The 20,043-nt window shown below is 43.9% G+C and carries 19 protein-coding genes; 13 read left to right on the forward strand and 6 right to left on the reverse strand.

Annotated features, from left to right (window positions below; translation table 11 throughout):
- From OYT88_RS06345 to OYT88_RS06385, 9 genes are all read left to right on the forward strand, one after another.
- A complete protein-coding gene (locus tag OYT88_RS06345; protein WP_274398691.1) occupies positions 1-1,593 on the forward strand; it encodes a phage tail protein in 1,593 nt (530 codons plus the stop codon).
- Positions 1,594-1,599: 6 nt separating this feature from the next.
- Positions 1,600-3,270, forward strand: a complete 1,671-nt coding sequence (locus tag OYT88_RS06350) for an SGNH/GDSL hydrolase family protein (protein ID WP_274398692.1) — start codon at positions 1,600-1,602, stop codon at positions 3,268-3,270.
- A 15-nt stretch (positions 3,271-3,285) separates the two neighbouring features.
- Positions 3,286-3,573, forward strand: a complete 288-nt coding sequence (locus OYT88_RS06355; protein WP_274398694.1) for a hypothetical protein — start codon at positions 3,286-3,288, stop codon at positions 3,571-3,573.
- A gap of 125 nt (positions 3,574-3,698) precedes the next feature.
- Entirely contained in the window at positions 3,699-4,328 is a 630-nt protein-coding gene (locus OYT88_RS06360) for an acyltransferase (RefSeq protein ID WP_274398696.1), read from the forward strand.
- A 1-nt stretch (position 4,329) separates the two neighbouring features.
- A complete protein-coding gene (locus tag OYT88_RS06365) occupies positions 4,330-4,506 on the forward strand; it encodes a hypothetical protein (RefSeq protein ID WP_274398698.1) in 177 nt (58 codons plus the stop codon).
- A gap of 278 nt (positions 4,507-4,784) precedes the next feature.
- Positions 4,785-5,789: a site-specific tyrosine recombinase/integron integrase gene (gene xerA, locus OYT88_RS06370; protein WP_274398700.1), complete on the forward strand. Its 1,005-nt coding sequence runs from the start codon at positions 4,785-4,787 to the stop codon at positions 5,787-5,789.
- Between the two features lie 107 nt (positions 5,790-5,896).
- A complete protein-coding gene (locus OYT88_RS06375) occupies positions 5,897-6,205 on the forward strand; it encodes a hypothetical protein (RefSeq protein ID WP_274398702.1) in 309 nt (102 codons plus the stop codon).
- 18 nt (positions 6,206-6,223) lie between these two features.
- Complete coding sequence (locus OYT88_RS06380; protein WP_274398704.1) at positions 6,224-7,360, forward strand: LysM peptidoglycan-binding domain-containing protein; 1,137 nt, start codon at positions 6,224-6,226, stop codon at positions 7,358-7,360.
- A 15-nt stretch (positions 7,361-7,375) separates the two neighbouring features.
- Complete coding sequence (locus tag OYT88_RS06385) at positions 7,376-7,654, forward strand: phage holin (RefSeq protein WP_274398705.1); 279 nt, start codon at positions 7,376-7,378, stop codon at positions 7,652-7,654.
- Positions 7,655-7,726: 72 nt separating this feature from the next.
- On the opposite strand, the gene OYT88_RS06390 is transcribed toward OYT88_RS06385, so the two are convergent.
- Positions 7,727-8,680 (reverse strand): hypothetical protein, encoded by a 954-nt coding sequence (locus tag OYT88_RS06390; RefSeq protein ID WP_274398706.1) that lies wholly within the window; start codon positions 8,678-8,680, stop codon positions 7,727-7,729.
- 431 nt (positions 8,681-9,111) lie between these two features.
- Positions 9,112-11,325, reverse strand: coding sequence for a bifunctional alpha,alpha-trehalose-phosphate synthase (UDP-forming)/trehalose-phosphatase (locus OYT88_RS06395; protein WP_274398707.1), 2,214 nt, complete (start codon positions 11,323-11,325; stop codon positions 9,112-9,114).
- A gap of 598 nt (positions 11,326-11,923) precedes the next feature.
- Between OYT88_RS06395 and OYT88_RS06400 the strand changes: the two genes are divergently transcribed.
- Both OYT88_RS06400 and smpB read left to right on the forward strand, forming a co-directional pair.
- Positions 11,924-12,373, forward strand: coding sequence for a hypothetical protein (locus tag OYT88_RS06400; RefSeq protein WP_274398708.1), 450 nt, complete (start codon positions 11,924-11,926; stop codon positions 12,371-12,373).
- Between the two features lie 188 nt (positions 12,374-12,561).
- The gene (gene smpB / locus OYT88_RS06405; protein WP_274398709.1) at positions 12,562-13,029 is read left to right on the forward strand and encodes an SsrA-binding protein SmpB; all 468 of its coding nucleotides are present in this window, start codon (positions 12,562-12,564) and stop codon (positions 13,027-13,029) included.
- Between the two features lie 142 nt (positions 13,030-13,171).
- On the opposite strand, the gene nrdG is transcribed toward smpB, so the two are convergent.
- The 4 genes from nrdG to OYT88_RS20815 all read right to left on the reverse strand — a co-directional run bounded on the left by nrdG (position 13,172) and on the right by OYT88_RS20815 (position 16,598).
- Positions 13,172-13,705: an anaerobic ribonucleoside-triphosphate reductase activating protein gene (gene nrdG / locus OYT88_RS06410; protein ID WP_274398711.1), complete on the reverse strand. Its 534-nt coding sequence runs from the start codon at positions 13,703-13,705 to the stop codon at positions 13,172-13,174.
- A 2-nt stretch (positions 13,706-13,707) separates the two neighbouring features.
- Positions 13,708-15,672, reverse strand: a complete 1,965-nt coding sequence (gene nrdD, locus OYT88_RS06415; RefSeq protein ID WP_274398713.1) for an anaerobic ribonucleoside-triphosphate reductase — start codon at positions 15,670-15,672, stop codon at positions 13,708-13,710.
- Positions 15,673-16,051: 379 nt separating this feature from the next.
- The gene (locus OYT88_RS06420) at positions 16,052-16,399 is read right to left on the reverse strand and encodes a hypothetical protein (RefSeq protein WP_274398715.1); all 348 of its coding nucleotides are present in this window, start codon (positions 16,397-16,399) and stop codon (positions 16,052-16,054) included.
- The gene (locus OYT88_RS20815) at positions 16,383-16,598 is read right to left on the reverse strand and encodes an IS66 family transposase (RefSeq protein ID WP_338000542.1); all 216 of its coding nucleotides are present in this window, start codon (positions 16,596-16,598) and stop codon (positions 16,383-16,385) included. Before OYT88_RS20815 ends, OYT88_RS06420 begins: the two co-directional genes overlap by 17 nt.
- A gap of 911 nt (positions 16,599-17,509) precedes the next feature.
- Here OYT88_RS20815 and OYT88_RS06430 point away from each other — a divergent pair.
- Together OYT88_RS06430 and OYT88_RS06435 are read left to right on the forward strand one after the other, a co-directional pair.
- Positions 17,510-18,454 carry an alpha/beta fold hydrolase gene (locus OYT88_RS06430; RefSeq protein WP_274398716.1) on the forward strand — a complete coding sequence of 315 codons (945 nt, stop codon included), beginning with the start codon at positions 17,510-17,512 and terminating at the stop codon, positions 18,452-18,454.
- A gap of 163 nt (positions 18,455-18,617) precedes the next feature.
- Entirely contained in the window at positions 18,618-19,919 is a 1,302-nt protein-coding gene (locus tag OYT88_RS06435; protein WP_274398717.1) for a GntP family permease, read from the forward strand.
- Positions 19,920-20,043: the final 124 nt, after the last annotated feature.

The following is a 20,043-nucleotide window of genomic DNA, read 5'->3' on the forward strand; positions in this document are numbered from 1 at the left end:
TTGGATGATTTGCTGGTTAACGATGGGACAAACGAAGAAATTTTAATCGATTATGATCCGGCCAGCCTGACTGAAGAATGGCAGAAAAACTCAGCCTGGTCGCTCAGCCTTACTGCACTAAAGACAGCCCGAAATTCGATCACTTACGCCATGCTGAAAAATGAATCCAAGATCATCTACCAGGGACAGCAGTTTGTCATTAATCATACTGACCCGAAGGGCACAGGTCCGTTGTCTACGATAGATATTTCGGCACCGCATATTTATTTTACCTGCCAGGACCATCGGCAGTACGATAAGCAGTCAAAAATATGGTCAATTGATGAAGCGATGGATTGGGCTTTTGGCGGAAATGTGCACGGCTTCACCTGGGAGACTGTCGGAAGCTTTCCGACAGTACAGATCGACAATTTTGGCGACGCGAATGCCCTATCTATGCTTAGCGATATTCTTTCAAAGTTTGGCGGCGTCCTCGAAGCTGATAACAAGCATCTGATCATCTATTCAGAAGCTGAGTGGGGCATGATGACCGATAAGCAAATCAGGTATCAGTACAACACAGACGAAGTTCAGATGTCGATTGATACAAGCGCCATAAAAACGGTCATTCGCGGCTATGGAAAACAGAATGAAGACGGGTCCTATGTGTTTCCTCCGGTTACCTATGAAAGCCCGAATATTGGTATATATGGTGAACGCCATGCTGACCCGATCAGAGATGACCGGTTTACAAATGAGGATTCGATGCGTGCCTACTTGCCGTCGCAGCTCAATGATGAGCCGGATGTCAGCATCACGGCTCCACTGAAGGTGAAAGAAGACGTGCAGCGCGGTGAGCACCGACTGCTGATCTATGAGCCGATGGATCTGGATATCGATGTCCAGATTATTGCCTATAAAAAATATCCGGCCGTGAATAAACCGCCGGAAGTCACATCATCAAATACCGTTAAAGACGCGGTCAATGTCATGTCTGGATTTTCGGCCGCGGCTAGTACGGTTAATAAGGTGATCGACAGCAGCGGGTCAATTAAAGACACAGCGTTAAGTCCAACGGTATCGGAATCTGTTATAAAAATCAATGATTTAACTACTCCGGATGGAAAACTCGATCTGACCAAGTCTGAGGGAAAGCTGCAGGAAGATCAATCACAGATTGGACCGGGTACAACATTTGCGGCTGGATATGATCCAAGTCAGATTAATATCCCTTACTACGATCTTGCGACAGGAAGCAGCGACGGATTGCTTTCATCCGATGATAAAAACAAACTTGATGACATACCTGGACAAGGTAATGCGCTAAACGTTACTGCTACAGATAAAGGATTGGCTTTCCCGGAGATGTATAAGACTTGGAACAGCATTCCAAAAGATACGAATTGGGCGATCACTTTAGTCACACTTACGGATCCCGGTTTGATGGCACCTATCGATAAAAAATATCTTAATCTGCTCAAAAGTTGGACAAGTGATCCAGACATTGTGCCACAAATATTTAATCCAACCGTTAAGCCCGACGGAATGATTGATATGCCACTCGCTGATTGGATAAAGAGTCTAAATGATCGAATAACCGCCTTAGGAGGTTGATAATCAATGAAATGGCCATATGTGTTTAACGTAACAGAGTACATGAAAGACTTTTATAACCAGCTTATCGGTCTGTTCAAAAATGTCGGGGACGACATGCAGGAACAAAAATCACGGGTCGACAATCTTGTGCAAAACGCTCCGCAACCATCTGAGGTCGTTGATATCCGGACCGCTCAGGACGGGACTGTCTACCCTACAGCCAGGGATCGGATCGCCGCAGATCGAAACGCACTGCAGGATAATATTGATCAGAACAAGACGGATCAGGGAACAATTAATACCGGCTTTACGTCGCAGTTGGCAGAAACTGCGAACCCAGCACACAATGCAGGCGGCATTATCTTCGGACGTGAGTACATGTCATATTTTCATAAAAAATTGATGGCCTGGAATGTTTTATCAGACGGGCAGGCGCTAAACCTTTTAAAAGTAATATTTTCAGGTGATAGTACAACAGCAGGCGACAGTACAAGCTCTTCCGCTTTCCACATTGACCAACTGATAAAGAACCTTTCCCTACAAAATGGTCTTTTAATGACTAACGTTATCAATGCCGGTCACAGTGGTAAGGATACGGAACACTGGAATCAAACTTATGTCGCGCAGGACTTGGCACAAACTCCAGATCTCTACATCCCTCGGTGGGGCATTAATGATCCGTATTACGCACATACGGATAATTCTGCTCTCCCTGATCAATCTTCTGTAAATCCAAGTATCGATGTATTACGTCGGACACCAGAGGACTTTAATATAAGCTTGAGAGCCGGATTGCAACAGATTCGTAATCAACGAGACTACACACAGCTCACAATAATTCTCATGGCTCCAAATGCTACGTATGATGTTCCGAACGGACGTGATGCAAAATGGTATGAGGCAATAATACCTTATATCAAACAGGCAGCACGTGATTATCAGTGTGTATTTATCAATACGTATCAATATCTATACGATGCTCAAAATGCTGCTGATAATATGGATAACCCATATGGAGACGGTCGGCATATCCATCCGAATGATGTACGTAATCTTTGGATTGCTAATTTGATATTCGATGTGATTTTTCCAAAATCAATTCGGGATATGTACGGTCTGTCCCAAATTAAAAGCAGTCTAAGCACAATCGACGGTATTTTAACAGGGAATGAACCACCATCATTTTTTCCATTCGGACTATCGTTCTATCGTGTAAGCGGTTCTGGTGCACTCTATAACGGTGGATTAATGACCCTTAAATCAGCTGATAATGTCGTCTATCAGTTAAACGTTGGCTATCATACTGACAATGAGATCGCTTCAAGACTAAGAAATGGTGGATACGGAAGTGACACATGGGGCGTGTGGAGCTCGAACTCAATCATAAACCGTCCAGCATTGCAAAATAGTTGGCAAGACTATTCAGCAGGTGTTTCGCAAGCGGAGTATTATATCAGCCGGGATAATCAGGTACACTTTCAAGGGCTTATTAAACCTGGAACAACAACAGCAGGTACTATTTTATTTAACATTCCTGCAGGATTTCGTCCATATATTGACCGATGGTTTCTAGTCGATAGCAATGGTGGAACATGTCGTGTGACGGTTAGTCCTGGAGGAAATGTGGTGCTTCAAAGTGGCACACCGACGACTTATTTATCTCTCGACCAAATATCTTATTTGGCAACCAATTAAAAGGAGACTGAACATATGGCTTTACAACTTACTATCACTTTACCGAGCGGTATTATTGTGCCAAACGCATATGTAAAAATTGTAGGTTATCAAGGTGATAAAAATCAGTGCCAACTACGACTCGCTGCATTTAAGGATCAGGCGTCCATGCAGGCGGGGGCACCACAGATTGATGGATATAATAGGACAGAGGTATTTGTACCGACACTGAGTGCGACAGCGGGGGACTTTATTACACAGGGATATAACTATATCAAGACACTGCCAGATTTTAACGGTGCAACGGATGTCTTAGAAACATGATAATCTATAAGATACGCTCAAAAAAATATTATATTGCCTAAAAATTAGTGATAAAATTAGGATAATATTTTAGAGAGCAGGGATATGATAATCTAAGATTATATATTTTTTGAGGGAGGCGTACTATGCTTGAGTTTTTTTGGAGGGTATATAGAAAAATAAGGTTTAAAATAACTAATATTGACCAACGCATTATTATAAAGGGAAAAAGGGCTTCATACAAAGCATCTAAAAGTATTTTTGTATCAGAGAGCGCAGTAATATGTTTAGAAACAAATTTGTCTACGCAAGAATCTGGGAAAATTACAATTGGAGATAAGTCTTTTATTAGAGGAAACCTTGAAGTGCAACGTGCTGGCGGTATAATCAATGTTGGTAAAAAATGTTACATAGGAGATGGAACTAGAATATGGTCAGCGGAAAACATTACAATAGGTGATAATGTATTAATTGCGCATAATTGCAATATATTTGATAATGATACACATCCAAAAGATATTAAAGAACGCAGACTGGATGCAGAAGACATTATATGGAATGGAATCAGAAGAAATTTTTGTTCTTTAGGGAAAAAGCCAGTTATAATTGAGGATGATGTCTGGATTGGTGCAAATGTATCAATTTTAAAAGGCGTATCAATAGGAAAAGGTTCTATAATTGGAACTGGCAGTGTTGTAACAAGTAATATTCCTGCAGAATCCATTGCGGTTGGAAATCCTGCGAAAGTCATCAAAAAAATATGCGGGGGTATGTAAAATGTTTGATAGTGAAAAAATGGAAACAGATATGGTGATACAGCATGATGGTGTTGCTTATAGAATAATAGATACAGGAAGCAGTGGCATGCTTATTGTGGCTAAAGAAGATGATGTAAAAAGCAATAATTACCCGATACCTTTATTTACAATGCCAGTTACCGATTCGTTATATTGATGAATGCAATTAAAAAGTATGTCCAATAAGGACGCTACTGCGACATAGGCGGACCCGAAAGCAGTAAAATTTTTATTTTTTACAAAGTATCCGACCATACATCTGACTTTGTCAAAACCCATGCTGGGCTTGCGTTGACAGCTTAATATGCTATGCTATTTTAGAAGCAGGTAGAACGGTCTAGCTAACCGTTCGTCAGCGCACCGTGGAGCGCGCCTGCTTCTTTATTTTGCGGTGCGATCCTAAAGCGACTATTCCTTTCCACGGAGGAATTGAATATGGATATGGTAGAATTTTCTGCAGGCGAACAGATGCTGTCGGAGTTTGTCGGTGTGCTTACGGATTTGATTCCAGGTATCGATCTGCGACTAATTAAGGGCAAGTTCTCGCAGGTCATGACCAAGTATCATATCACCAGGACACCGGAGAACGTCTTTCATCCGGATGTTGAAGAGAAGCTGAAACTTTTCCTCAGTGCGAAGAAACTGGAAGGCATGTCAGAACTCACGATTGACGGATACAAGCGAGAACTGATTGCTTTTGCTGAACATGTCAAAAAGCGAGTGGCCGACATTACAACAGCAGATATTCGGGTATATCTGGCCGGATGCGACAAAGTGATGATGAGTACGATTGCAAAAAAGTTGTTCGTGCTTCGGAGCTTTTTTGGATGGCTGACCGATGAAGAGATCATCAGCCGTGATCCGGCCAAGAAGATCAAGGCACCGAAAATGCCGAAACTACTGCCGAAAGCCTTGGATATTGAAGGTCTGGAGATGCTGCGTGAGGCATGTGAAAACGAACGGGAGCGCGCGATCATTGAGTTCTTCTACTCAACAGGTTGCCGGCTTTCCGAAGTTCAGCAACTGAATATATCCGACATTGATGTGCCGAATATGTCAACAAAGGTATTCGGTAAAGGAAGCAAGGAACGGATCGTGTATTTGAGCTTCAGGGCACTGTATCATCTTAGAAAATATCTAAAGAGCCGCGAAGATGACTGTCCTGCGCTTTTCGTGACTGAGCGCAAGCCAGCACGGCGTCTTGGTCGCAGATCCATTGAACGGGAAATAAAGAGCATTGCCGCACGTACCGAGATCAGTAAAAAAGTTACGCCGCACGTCATGCGTCACACTTTTGCGACGTTGATGCTTAACAATGGCGCAGATCTGGCCGGAGTCCAACAATTGCTTGGCCATTCCAGCCCGGATACAACCCAGCGATATGCGACTGTTACTGAAGAAAACAAACATAATCAGCATCGGAAGTACCTGGTGCAGTAATATAAGAGCCTTCGGGCTCTTTTTTAATACGCACATCCCATTAAAGGAGGATAGTTTATGACCCGAATCAGGGTCTTTTTATTTTGCTTAAAAGAGGCGGTGGCAGGGTGGATACACAGGAGCAGCTGAAAGACCATGAAAAGCGCATTGAGCGGCTGGAGGACGGGCAAGAGGATATAAAGGCAAGGATCAGTAGCCTGTCTGATCAGATCAAGGATGGAAATGCCAGAAATGACGAATCAAATAAATATCTGCGCGAGCAAAACACGGAAGTTATCCGGATGCTCGGAGGTATTCAGCAAAAAAAGCAGGAAGCGCATATCTGGACATGGCAAGCGATTGGTAAACTGGCCATACCGATCGGCGGGGTTGTCACGCTGGCCACAATCATTGTCAATTATTTTTTCAGCAAATAAAAATAGGAGGGATTCATGTTGGCACAGTACAAAGGCATCGACATCGCTTCGATGCAGGGCCATGTAGATTTTAACAAAGTAAAGGCAGCAGGGTATTCATTCGTTATCATCAAGGCAACGGAAGGCAGCGAAGCAGGGTCGCACTACATCAACCCCTATTTCCGGGAAAGTGTGAGGAACGCTGAGGCGGCCGGTCTGGCCGTCCACATCTATCACTTTTTCCGAGGAATTTCCGATAGTGATGCGCGTTCCGAAGCTGATTGGTTCCTGAAAAATCTGGCCGGAATCAACGTCAAAGGGTATCTGTTCTGCGATGTCGAAGCGAAAAATCTGAATCCGAATGCTGGAACGCTGACCGGCTTTGTTAATGCATTTTTTGACCAGCTGGCAAAAGCAGGGCATGCGAAACTTGGTATTTATAGTGGACTATATTTCTTCCGTGATCGTCTCACTGAGTCAGCGCTGCGTCCGGGATTGCTTAAATGGATTGCCCAGTACAACGATCACTGCGACCGCAAGGCAGACATCTGGCAGCACCGCTCAGACGCTAGCGTACCAGGAATTAATGGCCGAGTAGACGAGAATATCGCCTACACCTCAGCGGTCGCCAGTGCAAGCGCTCCGGCGGCGAAACCGGCCAATAAACCAACTTCAAAACCGAAGCCAGCAAGCAAACCATCCTCTGGAACGTACAAGGTACGCCCGGGCGACACGCTGAGTGCTATTGCAGGTCGCTTAGGGACAAACGTTCAGGCGCTGGCGGCGCTAAACGGTATCCGCAACGTCAACCTGATCAAGCCCGGTCAGGTGCTGCGGCTTAAAAAGACAAATCATCCAGCCAAGCCAGCGGCATCGGGTACGTATACCGTCCGATCCGGAGATACGCTATCAGCGATTGCCGCAAAACACGGGACGACTGTCAGCAGGCTGGCCGCCCTGAACGGAATCAGAAACCCGAACGTGATCCGTGTCGGGCAGGTGCTGAAGCTGTCCGGATCCGCAGCAAAACGGGCCGGCCGTCCGTATCACAAAGTTGCCAGCGGTGACACGCTATGGGATATCGCCCAGAGACATCACACGACGGTGCAGCAACTGAAAAATAAGAATCATCTGTCCACGGATACCATTTATCCGGGACAAAAAATTTATCTATAAGGGAGAGACGTAACCATGAAAATTAATTGGATCGTCCGTCTAAAAAATCCTGTATTCATCGCTCAGCTTGTCATTTCTGTTCTTCTGCCGATCCTGGCTTATGCCGGACTGACCGGCGCTGACGTGACCAGCTGGCCAATTCTGATCGGTCTGATCGTAGCGGCCGTCAAAAATCCTTATGTACTGGCACTGGTGATCGTGAGTGTCTGGCATACGGTCAATGACCCGACCACTTCCGGACTGTCTGATAGTGATCTGGCGTTGAAATACAAGGCACCATATAAAGATAAATAAAAAAATAAATCCCTGCGCTTCCTGGACGCAGAGATGGCTTTCTCACTCACAAGAATATTATATCAGATTATTTTAATTGTTGAAACTAGGATGTTGCCAATATTGATCGGATACAACCGGAACATTGTCGGATTGAAAATTACTGAAATCAATTTTATCAATTGTTTTGCGTTTAAAATCAACTTTCATAACAGTAGAATCTGTCTTTTTTCCATAAGCGTCCTGCATTGGAAAGACAATATTCAGATAAACTTCTTTGACTTCTTTTACAGGTTTTAAATGTTTCAGGGCTGCGGTCGTACTCATCCACATGCCTTTTTTGATTGAATTATTGGATAAGTTATCCTGGCCATAGACACGAGCGAAGACAAAGCCGTTATCTTTGTTATAATTCAGGCTGATCAGTGAACTTTTATTATTAAATGAATTGGTCGTACCGAAGGCGTTATTTGTCTGGATCGCGGCTTTAATCCTATCTTCTGTTGATTGTTTTTTTGGTGTCTGTTTTGCCGGTAAAGTTGCCGCTGTCTTCGGTTTATCTGCCTGTGCCTTAGGCTGATCACCATTTGGAACAGCCAATCCGATAATAAGCAAGATAATAAGCAAATAGCCTATACTGGCCATGACCATTTTCCATCGCTTGCCTGAGCGGAAACCGATAATTTTTCGGTACCATTTGCGCTTTACATACTCCGTTTTGATACCGTTTGACTGCAAATAGGGGAGAAATTCATTTAGTTCAGGAACGCTAATTTGGACCGACCTGTTTCCGGTTAAAGAAAACCGGACGCTCAACGCCATTTTATCAATAACAGAATGACTAAAGTCTGACCACAAATAGGAATCAACGGATTTAACATTTTTACCATCCATTGTAAAAACATCGAATCCATGATCACCAATAGAGATTAATTGTTCCGAGAGCTTGCCAACAATACCGCCATTTAATACTTTTCCGGGTGGAAGTTTGTTTTCTAAAATATAGTGCAGAACAATATCGATTGACTTCTTTTTCTTTTCTGGCATTAAATGGACCTCCCGCAGCTTTTTCCTCAATTATACAAAAAATGCTGTACAATAACGGAGTTAAAATTGATTTTATCAAAACAAGGGCAAAACAAGGGCACGAGTATCACTTAATCATTTGAAACCTTGATACATCAACTGTCAGCGAATTAAGTTCGACTCCCACCGTCTCCATTCTGGTGTTGGTACACTATGACTGACACACCCCAAAAAATCCCTTTTTAGAGGGATTTTTAAATACCCATTTATAATAACTCCAGTACACTTTTGCGAAGTTTGAGGGGTAAATGAGGGGTTTAATCCTATTCGATTTGAAACAACTTTTTTTTTCTTATCTTCCGTTTTAAAATTGAATAATCGGCAAAAGGCCATCGTTTTCACATCCTGGAACAGGATAGGAAGGCGATGGCCTGTCTCGATAGCAATGAAATTTAGCGGGCAGTCAAGTGGGAAGACTTTGTATCCGTCTGTTTCTTTGTTTCAGCAAATTGCTGCAAAAGTTGACGAACAGCTTTCCAGGATTTTAGACGATAGGCTGCCTGCGAGTCTCCTGAACCGACTTTGATGGAATAAGCATCTTCAGGAAGAGAACGAAAAAGATCCTCATTCGATTGATCGTCGCCGATACCGAAAATAAAATCATAATTCTGGTCACGCAGAAAGAGGGGCGTTACAGATCCCTTGCTGATCCGGTTGTCCTTGATTTCAAGCACATTCTTTCCTTGCAAGATACCCAGATTCAATGAGCTGATCATATTCATAAGATTGGCTTTAATGCTTGGCAGCCAGGTATCGACGGCATCCGGTTCACAGAAACGGTAATGCCAGGCAAGGGAATAATCCTTTTCTTCAATAAAAGATCCGGGCATTCGGTCTGTATATACTTGAAGAATCGGCCGGATTGATCGTTTCCATTCGTTACTGAGCGGGACGGTCATTTGCCAGTCCTGATTCGGATGAAGCAGCCATAGTCCATGGGAAGAAACCAGATGAAGATTCATGCGGCTGAACCATTGAGTTAATGGCCTTTTATCTCTTTCTGATGTAATGACAATGGTATTTTTCGGATCTGTTGAAAGGGTCTGAAGCAGATTGAGAAGCCTGCCATCAGGTTTTGCCAGCTCCGGTGTCGGTGCAAAATCGACCAATGTCCCGTCATAATCGAGAAATAAAATTCTTTTGCCGGCTCCATGGTACGCATTGACGATGCTTGAACGATCCCGGTTCAGATCGATTTGAACAGTTGCTTCCTTTTCACGGGTGCTGCGCGACAGGGCCTCCAGAAACGTATGAACCCAGAAATGAATATTGTACCGTTTCAAACGGTCCTGCATGATCCTATTCCGGGAGATTTTTTCTTCTGCCGGCATCTCGAGGGCATTTTTAATTCCTATGGCAATCGCGTTGTAGTCATTCGCATTGACAATGACGGCTTCGCCTAATTCACTGGCCGCGCCTGCCGTCTCACTGATGACGACCATGCCCAGCCGATCCGTGCGGGCAGCGACATATTCCTTAGCGACCAGATTCATGCCGTCCCGCAAGGGAGTTACCACCAGTACATCCGAGTGGCGATAGAAAGAGATCAGTTTTTCCTGAGAAAAGGATTGAAAATAAAACCAGACAGGCATCCAATTAACGGTTCCGTACATGCCGTTGATCTCACCGACCAGCTCGGTAATCTGCTGACGCAGTTTTTCATAGGAATCGACCTTTTCACGGGAAGGAGCAACGATCAGATTAAAACGCACCTTTTCTTTGTATTCCGGATATTTGGCAAGAAGCCGCTTATAAGCCTTGAGTTTCTCGGGAATGCCCTTAGTGTAATCGAGACGATCGATCGAAAGCAGCGTTCTCATACCTTTCATGTTCTCATAGGACTCTTCACGGAGGGTATCTACCGGGTGGCTTGCAAAGAAATCATAGTCAATGCCCATGGGGAAAACACCGATATGAACGGTTCGGTCTTCATAGCTGATCGCGTTAATCTTATGACCTAACCCTAATAGCCGCGTACATGTACTAAAGAAGTGGCGGACATAATTATAGGTGTGAAAACCGATTAAATCGGCACCAAGCAGTCCGTGCAGAATTTCTTCGCGCCAGATGAGTGTGCGGAAGATTTCGTAAGAAGGGAAAGGAATGTGGAGGAAAAAACCAATTTTTGCTTTCGGATATTTTTCCCTGATCATTTGCGGCAGCAGCATCAGCTGATAATCATGGATCCATACCATATCCTCCTCGTCCATGATTGGATCCACTGCCTCAAAAAATTTACGGTTCACCCGTTGATAGGCTTCCCACGTCCTGAAATCATAATGCGTTTTATTAGGAAAATAGTGGAACAGCGGCCAAATGGTATTATTACTGAAACCAAAGTAATATTTTTCGAGATCATCTTCCGTCAGGGAAACGGGGACACAGTGATAATTTGTGCTGAGTTCACTCGTTATCTGCCTTTTATCCTGCTGGGTCAGCGACTCCTCGGCGATTCCTGACCACCCGATCCACGGACTTCCGGATTCTTTTTGATAGCTTTTTAAACCGGTTGCAAGTCCGCCGATGCTTTCACTGAAGGTCAGCTGATCGCCTTCTTTATTGACGGTTACCGGCAATCGATTTGAAATCAGTATTGTTTTGCTCATACCATTTCCTCCTTAAAACAAGAAAAACAGAATATTATCAAAACCTGAAGGGAACTTTACCCGGAACGCAGCGTGCCGATTTAAGAACGGATTCTATGCGCGAAGCATTGACGCCGATAAATACCCCCTAAATTAATTATACCCTGATCTGAAAAAAGTAATGGATTCGTCGTACGAAGTATGATCAAAACGATAACCGGTCAAGGAAGAGCGTTAGATTTACATTCGGTCATTTGATATACTTGACAATAGATTGAATGGTATTTGTTGGATTCTATCAACTGATTGTTTCCGGGCGCGGCTATCATGTTTTTAATAAAATGGATAATCTGTCTGAAAAATTCTCTCTCCCTCAAAGAAACGGATAAATGAATTGGAGCGATCAGGCTATGATCAAAGTGGTTACTGCAAATATGGATGGTACGCTGCTTAGTAAAAACCGGGAGATCAGTTGGGAGCATCTGAAGGCGCTGGCTGGTATTCTTTGATATCCGCCATCTGATCGGAATCGGATATGGAAATGCGTTATTATTGATATCAACGGAACAGCGATTCACTCAAGAGAGCGGCAGACTGCTGGGATCAATTCTCTCAATCGGTGCGCGAAGCACTGGAAACTGTTGCGTATCTCGCTGAAAAACATTATTATATAAAGGTTTATACGCAGAATAATATCTATGTACCGGCAAGCGGAATCGGCCGGCTTTATGAGAAACGCGCACCTTCAGTGTTCAGCAAAGCCATTCTGTCAGCTGATCTTTCAGTCACGATGGGCAGCGCGGATCAGGAGATGCACAACCCTTGCGATCGGGCGGTGACGATCGACTGCCGGGATGATGGCGTGCATGTGATTGATGAAGCACTGGGTGAGGCCGGCCTGCCCGGACCCGTTTGGCATCAGTCTTTGTTCAGTCTTTGTTCTGCAGTGGGTCTGGTCTGGGTACAGACAGGCACGTCAAGCAGCCTGGAACCGGAGATCCCCGTTCGATATTTTTCTAATGGCATTCTTTCTTACGACAGTTGTTTCCCGGACCCGACTTCATTCTGAAGAAAAAAATCAAATGAAGGAACCCGATGGCCGGATTTGCCTACCGGGATCGTTAAAGATTATAATGGAAACGCTCAATTAATGTGAGGATTGTTCAAAATCGGCGGTTCGGCTAATCGAATCCGTGCAGCCGGCTTTCCAGCGGCAGCTCGCAGCTTGACCCTTGCAGCAGGAGGCAGATGAAGAAGATGGAAAAAAATGAAAACCGGGTGCTGGCACAGAACCGCAAGGCGCGTCACGATTATTTTATTGAAGAAACCGTGGAATCGGGAATTGTGCTTCAGGGCACGGAGATTAAGTCTATCCGGCGCGGCAAAGTGAATATTCAGGATGCTTTCGCGCGGATCGAAAACGGCGAAGCGTTCGTGTACAATATGCACATCAGCACCTATGAACAGGGAAACAGGTATAATCATGAACCATTGCGTACGCGCAAACTGCTTATGCATCAGAAAGAGATCAATAAACTCGGTACGAAAGCGGATAAGCCCGGATATGCGCTGATTCCGCTCAAAGTCTATGTTAAAAACGGCTTTGCCAAGGTACTTGTCGGACTCGGCCGCGGCAAAAAAATGTATGATAAGCGTGAGAGCATGAAAAAACAAACAGCTGAACGGGAAATGGCTAAAGCTTTCCGCCAGCGTCAGAAGTCGTGATTTGTCTTCCTGGTGGATTTGTAATCAAAGAAAAACGGTCTCTTTTCTTATAAAGCTACGAAGCGAAAAAATATAAAATTAAAAGAGGCTGTCCCAAAAGGTCAGCCTCTTTTCTTTGATACGTCCATGGCGGGCATAGCATTCAGTCGATCTGATCAATGATGTCCATCACTTGATTCCGTTTCAGACTTTCCTGAACATCGATAATCCGTTGATTGGAGGAACCGCGGAATTTCAGAGAAATATCGCGAAGCTTCGCCACAAAACGTCCGTCAACCAGTACATCGATATAGGGCAGAATCTGTGAAAGTCGCCGTGAATGACGGATAAATTCCCAGCGGTAACCTGTATACAGCCAGATATTCTTGCCATATTGTGTCTTTAAAATCCGCGCTGCCTCAAGTGCATGATCAAACTGATAGGTGAGCGGATCTCCTCCGGAAAAGGTAATCTCATTATTTTTGGTCTGTGTCGCCAATGCAATCAACCGCTCCATCGCGACCGCTTTGCCTGATGAGGCGTCCCACGATTCAGGATTTTGGCAAAGCGGACATTTTGGATTCTGGCCGCAACCGGCAAAGAAAATAACCGTCCGTAATCCAAGCCCATCAGCAACCGAGTCGCGATATATTTGTAAGATCCGCAAGTCTTTCTCCGGCTGAACAAGTTGCTGCACCATCAGTTTCTCCAATCAAATAAAATGTGCCCATTACCTGTATGCTTCACACGATCAGCAACTTCCCGCTGCTTGCCTTCATTCATCCGTTCAACGCTTCCCGTCAGATAGCCGGTGATGCGTCTCAGACGTTCAATGTTGCTGCTGCCGCATTTCGGGCATTCGTGATCTATGATGCCCTGATAGCTGCAGACACGGCAAGTGTCAATCTGCACATTCATTGCAAAATAAGAAATATCATTGGCCATCGCGGCATTGACAAGCTGTTCCATTGCCGGAATGTTGTGCTGTGTCGAAGCGTCGATTTCGACGTAAGTAATGGCACCGCCCCTGGAAATTTTATGAAAAGGTGCTTCCTTGCGAATCTTTTCTTCTGCTGAAATCGGATACCAGACCGGGCAATGAAACGAGTTGGTCAGGTATCCGTGATCAATGACCCCTTTGATTTCTCCGTATTCTTCTACAAGCCGATTGTAAATGGAATAACAGCAGTTTTCCGCGGGTGTTGAATAGACCGAAAAATTCAGATCATATTTTTCCGACATCGCATTTTTGTAAGCTTCAACATGTTTATAAATGGAATAGGCAAACTCCCAGACCTGATCGTCCTCAAACTGATGCTTACCGAACATTGCTGCCATGCAGTTTGACAGGCCAAGCAGGCCGAAAGCGAGCGTGCCATGTTTCAAGACTTCGCGGACCGGTTCGTCCGGGTCAAGTTTTTTCCCTTTCATCAATTGATTTTCATACATAAACGGCGCCGATTTCGCCGGCTGGCGCCCCTGATATTCAAATCGATCAACGAGCGCCTGAGTCGCGACTTCGAGCACGCGATCGAATGTCCGCCAGAATCCTTCGATGTCCGGCTTCTGACGTGTGCCTAGACAAGTACCATGTTCAATGCCGATTTTCGCCAGGTTGATCGTTACCGGCGAAATGTTGCCGCGGCCCTGATTGCCGATGACGCCGAAGCGGTCGTCGGCCAGCTGCGTCCGGCAGCCCATCGTGTTAAAAATTTCTTGTTTGCACGTCGGTTTTTTAAAATAGCTGGCTGTACAATTTGCATAGTTTGGAAACATCCGCATCGAAGAACACTTCAGCGCCAGTTTGAACAAATCGTAATTCGGCGTGCCGGGCCGATCATTGATCCCCTTATAATACTGAAAAACCTGAACGGGGAAAATCGGCGTCAAATGGTGGGCACCGACGCCCTCAATGGTCGCATCAAGCACACTCCTGGACACAAGACGGCCGGCAGGCGAAGTATCCGTTCCGTAATTGATCGATGTAAACGGCAGCTGATCGGCGGCACGCGACTGCAGGCTGTTCAAATTATGAATCAGCGCTTCCGCCCCCTGATGAGCCTCTTCCGTTGTTTTGTCCCACGCATAAAGCAGCGCCCGGCGGTAGGGATGTCCGGCCGGATAATCGTCCTTCGTATCCAGAAAATGAACGGCTGAATCGGCGGTCCCGGTTTTTTCCGTATCATAAATGTATTTCAACCCAACGGCAAAATGTTTGCGGAATGATTTGTCGACATAAGGCGCGAGATCAAGATCCAGCGTCCCGACGGCAATGCCGCCGAATTGCAGATTGCTCTGGCACTGCATAATCACTGCAGTCAGCTGCATGGCGCTGGAAATCGAATTCGGTTCGCGAATGTCGGCATTATTCGTTTTAAATCCGCCCGCCAGCACCTCAGCAAGATCAAGGGTCAAACAGTTGTGATTGCCGGACGCGTAAGCGTTGAAATCGTGTATGTATATCCAGTTATCTTGAAACGCTTTCCGAACATTCTCGGACAGCAGGTAATCCATCGCATACCGCTTTGTTACATGATTTGCCACGCGGACGTTGCGTGCTGAAAAAACTTGTTCAGCTAAATTTGCATTTTCATTTTCGATATTATTTAGATCCATTGTATTCTTGATCATGAGCATCATTGGATCTTCTGTTAATTCGATCATAGCCAATCGGCCCTCTTTCATCGAAATCTATATTAATCTTGCAATTCATATATTATACTACATATTGTGCCTGTTTAACATGACGTATACATATGTTGATTAATTGTCAAAATTCAAGATCCTGCTGACTAAGAGACAGGCATTTGTGGGTGCAGCCGTTCTGAGAACGTCTATTCCTCCTGCACCTTAACAGCTCCGGGGAATTTTTAAATTTCTAAAATGAAAAGGCTATCCTTTTGGACAGATTCTAAGGAAGAGAAAATAGTTAGACGGCATCGAACTATTTTCTCTACAGCAGGGCGTTTTTTAATAGCTATTTAATCAAATTAATCAAAAATTTACTTTATCTGAATTTCAGCGTAGACAGTGGCGGATCTTATCATTTCAGACTACCTGAGGCTAAAGTCAAACAGGCCCTCAGGTGATTTTCCTTTTTGAGAAGTAAATGAGAGGTGAATTTGTCGATGGGGTCTGAAACCGCTGATAAACAGGCGGCGCTCGACGATTGATCAGCGGTTTCCGCCATCTCCGCTTGCGGAACATCAGAGAGAATTTCTAAATGAAAACCACTGGAAAATGCTGATTTTATAGGGCTTTTTGTGGCTTTCTTTTTGAATAAAATCAAATCATTTTGCACTAATTTTGCGTGCTTGGAACCATGGAAGAAGTGAACTGCTTCGTCTGTAACTTTCTTGATATTGGGAAGCTGTTCAAAGAGATAGGTCAAAAATAGTGGAACGGATCGGGCCCGTTTTCTTTGGCAGAGCGTTCAGGGCATCGTTAAATTTTTTTCGGGCATGGACCCAGCAACAGACGAGGGTGACTTTTTCTATCTGATGATAACCGGCATAGCTGTGATAATCGACTTGTTGATTATAAGAGACATGTCTTCTTTTGAAGACATGTCTCTTATTACTCGTCAGGATACAGCTATCTCACTCAAGAAAACCAATATTTACTGTAATCTTATCATAATAGTTGTCGCGATACAGCGACTTTTTGACTAGTTTTACTTTCGTAAAAGTAATGAAAACGCTGTACTCATGCCAATTATTAGTTTTGGCATAAATTATGCATACGCAATTCTTGGTAGAAGATCTCTAGGCAAAAGCTAATTTGGCGATTGGAAAATGCATATTTTGGTAATTCAATGATTTTTCTGATTCTCATTCGATCAATCATAAAATGGCCTGACATGGAGTTAAGCAAAAACTCTCAAACATCATAGTTTTTTCATGAATCTATAACTGTAGATTTGTTTCTCCGATGCTAAAGCCATGAATTGAACTTATTATTATCTACCCCAAACATTACATTTTTTAATTGCCACTAACAAGGAGGTGTTATTTAAGCTTAAAAACGAGAAATTTGTTAACCTCCATATCCACGCACGGGCGTGAAAAGGTAACTTGGTGAGAATCTCCTTGTCTGTAAAGTCATCCAGCTTTAAGGTACTGTGATGACTATCATCGGAAGCGACAAGGTGATCTTTATCTAAATGGATGTTTAACGTTTTATCTGTATAGCAATATGGATTTGTTAATTCGAACGTTATTAAAAACTATGACAAATCATCAGAAGTATTGGGATTGCGGCTGTTCCTCGATTTTCAATTGTAAACGATAATAGAGGACCGCTCAGAGTTCATTGCTGGGAAAAGTGGGAAATTAATATTATTATCGTTCCGAAATGCAGTGGCTATTACGTAACGTGTCATGAAGCTGAAAAATGGCGAAGAGAAATCAAAAACAGAGAGATGATTGACGGAATGTGAAAGGTGCGAAACCAACCATGACATTGCTTTGCCGCCAATTAGAAGATAAGAGGAGGTTGCAAAATGTCAGTTGATTACAAAGTTTTTACGGCTGAAGATGGAACAGATATCTATTATATTGATTTTGGAAAAGGAACGCCTATCGTATATGCTCATGGATTTTGTGGTTCCACTGAGCAAGATCTATCGATGTTTGACCTTTTAAAAGACCAATTCCGCTGCATCTGTTTCGACCAGAGGGGATATGGCAAGACGGAGGGGAGGGGAGAAATCGGAATTCAACAATCTGCACGGGATATTACGAGTTTGTTGAAGCATCTCGGAATAAAAAACGCTACGTTACTGGGATACTCTATGGGTGCTGCCGTACTCTTTTCCTATGTAGAACAGTTCGGTTGCGATAGAGTTGAGAGAATCATCATCGGAGATATGACACCGAAAATCATCAATGAGGATAATTGGAAGTTTGGACTCTATCAAGGTCGGTATACACGAGATCATTATGAATCTGATTTAAAGAACATCAGGAATAATTATGAACAGTTTATTCTTTTCCTTGTGGAGCAAATAGTTGCACCAAACAAGACCAGCCTCAGAAATTTCGATTATGACTTGAACGAACTCAAGAATCGGATTATACGGAATATCGGCGCGGGCGGCACGGAGATGATTAATGCTATGGTAGGCGTTTTGGAGGAGCAGAAGAAGTCCAGTTATTTCTATTGGAAATCCATGTGTGAACCCGATTTCCGCGGAACTCTGAAAAATATCACGGTTCCCACAGCAGTCATTTTCGCAGATCCCGGTTCGATTTATTACACCCGGACTGCTGAATATATAGCGTCTCAAATTGAGGATGCTGTTTTGTATCGCATGAGGAGCTGCACACATATGGCAAAGAACGACAAGCCAAAAGAATTCGTGTGTTATATCCGTGACTTTTGCAAAATAACTGGCCCGGATTATTTGAAAGTCAGAAGGTCTATGAAAGATTTACATTCATTTTAAAATGTCTGTTGAAAAAAGCGGCCAAAAAGCGTGGCAAATTTTCTTACTTTTTGAATGATTAGAATAAAATGAAATGCTAGTCGCTGTTGGACACTCCCTGTTGAGATTTAGTTGAAATAAGAGTGCGCAGTTAGACAATTTAAGAAAATTAGGAGGTAACGTCGTGAACATTTTAATTATCTGTATCGGTTTGATTATTTTGGCATATTTTTGTTTTAAAGGCGTCCCCACACCCATTTCAGGTATTCTCTGCAGTGCATTGGTGCTGTTGCTTTTTCGGATGAATGTGTACGATGGCTTGATGGCCACTTATATGACCGGTTTTGTCAATTTCATAAAGAGTTACTTCATTATGCTCCTGTTTGGCTCGCTGTTTGGCAAAATTATGGAGATATCAGGTGCCGCTGATAGTATCGCTGAAAAGGTGGTAAATCTTGTAGGCAAGAAGAGTATTGTTCTTGGCATGGCCCTGACCACACTAATCTTAACTGTTAGCGGCATCTCTATTTTTGTGTGCATTTTCGCTGTATTGCCTATAGCGCTTCAGCTTTGTAAGAAGGCAAATTTGCCACGATATTTTATTATCGGCGCATTCACTATTGGAGCCTATTGCGGCTCTACGGCTCCCTTTACACCATCTATTTATAATGTCGTGCCCACCAGATATCTAGGAACGACAGTGGCTGCGGCGTGGATTCCAGGTCTGATCTCATGTATCGTCTATTTTGTTCTGGCTATGATATGGATGTCCTATTGGGAAAAACGCGAGAGAGCTAGAGGGGCTTGTTACAGAACTGATGAATCAGAAGTAGCGGCTGAGGCTGAATTCAAGGCGGGAAACAAACGAAAATCTAATTTTATCCTAGCGATCTTGCCTATTATATTGCTGTTGTTGGCGCTGAATGTAGCCAAGTTATCAGTTGAGTATTCGCTGCTGGTAGGTTGTATCTCTGCCGTGGTTTTACAGTTTAAGACTCTTCCGCATGTTTGGCAGGAGATCAAGAACCACTTTCTAGTGGCCTGCAGCAACACAATGTCGGCCGCTATCAATACTGCCGCGGTTGTTGGTTTTGGCGCTGTCGTCGCCGCAACCTCGGGTTTTGAAACGCTGATCCATTTGGTTGCCCACATGGGAGGTAACCCGCTGCTTGGTGGTCTCATTACCACTGGTGCCTTAGCCGGAATCACTGGATCTTCCTCAGGTGGTATTGCCATGGCAGCTCCTATTCTGCAGAAGTATTTTCTTCCTCTTACCAATGCGCAGGCATTACATCGGGTAGCTACAGTTACTAGCCTTAGCTTGGGATCTTTGCCAAACTGTGGATTTCTCCAGACCGAGTTCAACTTGACGCAAGTGGATTTTAAAGAGTCCTATCTTTATATGGTTTTTCCTGTTGGTGTTGTTCTTGTATTGTTCCAAGCTGTGTTAACTTTAGGACTGAGTATCGTCTTGGGCATGGGATAAGAGGTTGAAAACATAAGTTATCGGTTTGTAGTAGGGAGAGTATGTTTATTACGAGTTTGCAATTATGCATAGATTTTCGTCGGATTTGATACTGAAGAAGCCTTTCTTGCTAAAGGTGTTAGTT

It is taken from the genome of Sporolactobacillus sp. CQH2019 (assembly GCF_028765345.1).
Taxonomy (GTDB): Bacteria; Bacillota; Bacilli; order Bacillales; family Sporolactobacillaceae; genus Sporolactobacillus.

Coding starts and splice junctions, on each gene's coding strand:
- smpB (WP_274398709.1), top strand. CDS start 12,562: ATGGAAAAAAATGAAAACCGGGTGCTGGCACAGAACCGCAAGGCGCGT.
- nrdD (WP_274398713.1), bottom strand. CDS start 15,672: ATGATCGAATTAACAGAAGATCCAATGATGCTCATGATCAAGAATACA.
- OYT88_RS06360 (WP_274398696.1), top strand. CDS start 3,699: ATGCTTGAGTTTTTTTGGAGGGTATATAGAAAAATAAGGTTTAAAATA.
- OYT88_RS06365 (WP_274398698.1), top strand. CDS start 4,330: ATGTTTGATAGTGAAAAAATGGAAACAGATATGGTGATACAGCATGAT.
- xerA (WP_274398700.1), top strand. CDS start 4,785: ATGGATATGGTAGAATTTTCTGCAGGCGAACAGATGCTGTCGGAGTTT.
- OYT88_RS06430 (WP_274398716.1), top strand. CDS start 17,510: ATGTCAGTTGATTACAAAGTTTTTACGGCTGAAGATGGAACAGATATC.
- OYT88_RS06385 (WP_274398705.1), top strand. CDS start 7,376: ATGAAAATTAATTGGATCGTCCGTCTAAAAAATCCTGTATTCATCGCT.
- OYT88_RS06355 (WP_274398694.1), top strand. CDS start 3,286: ATGGCTTTACAACTTACTATCACTTTACCGAGCGGTATTATTGTGCCA.
- OYT88_RS06390 (WP_274398706.1), bottom strand. CDS start 8,680: ATGCCAGAAAAGAAAAAGAAGTCAATCGATATTGTTCTGCACTATATT.
- OYT88_RS06350 (WP_274398692.1), top strand. CDS start 1,600: ATGAAATGGCCATATGTGTTTAACGTAACAGAGTACATGAAAGACTTT.
- OYT88_RS06395 (WP_274398707.1), bottom strand. CDS start 11,325: ATGAGCAAAACAATACTGATTTCAAATCGATTGCCGGTAACCGTCAAT.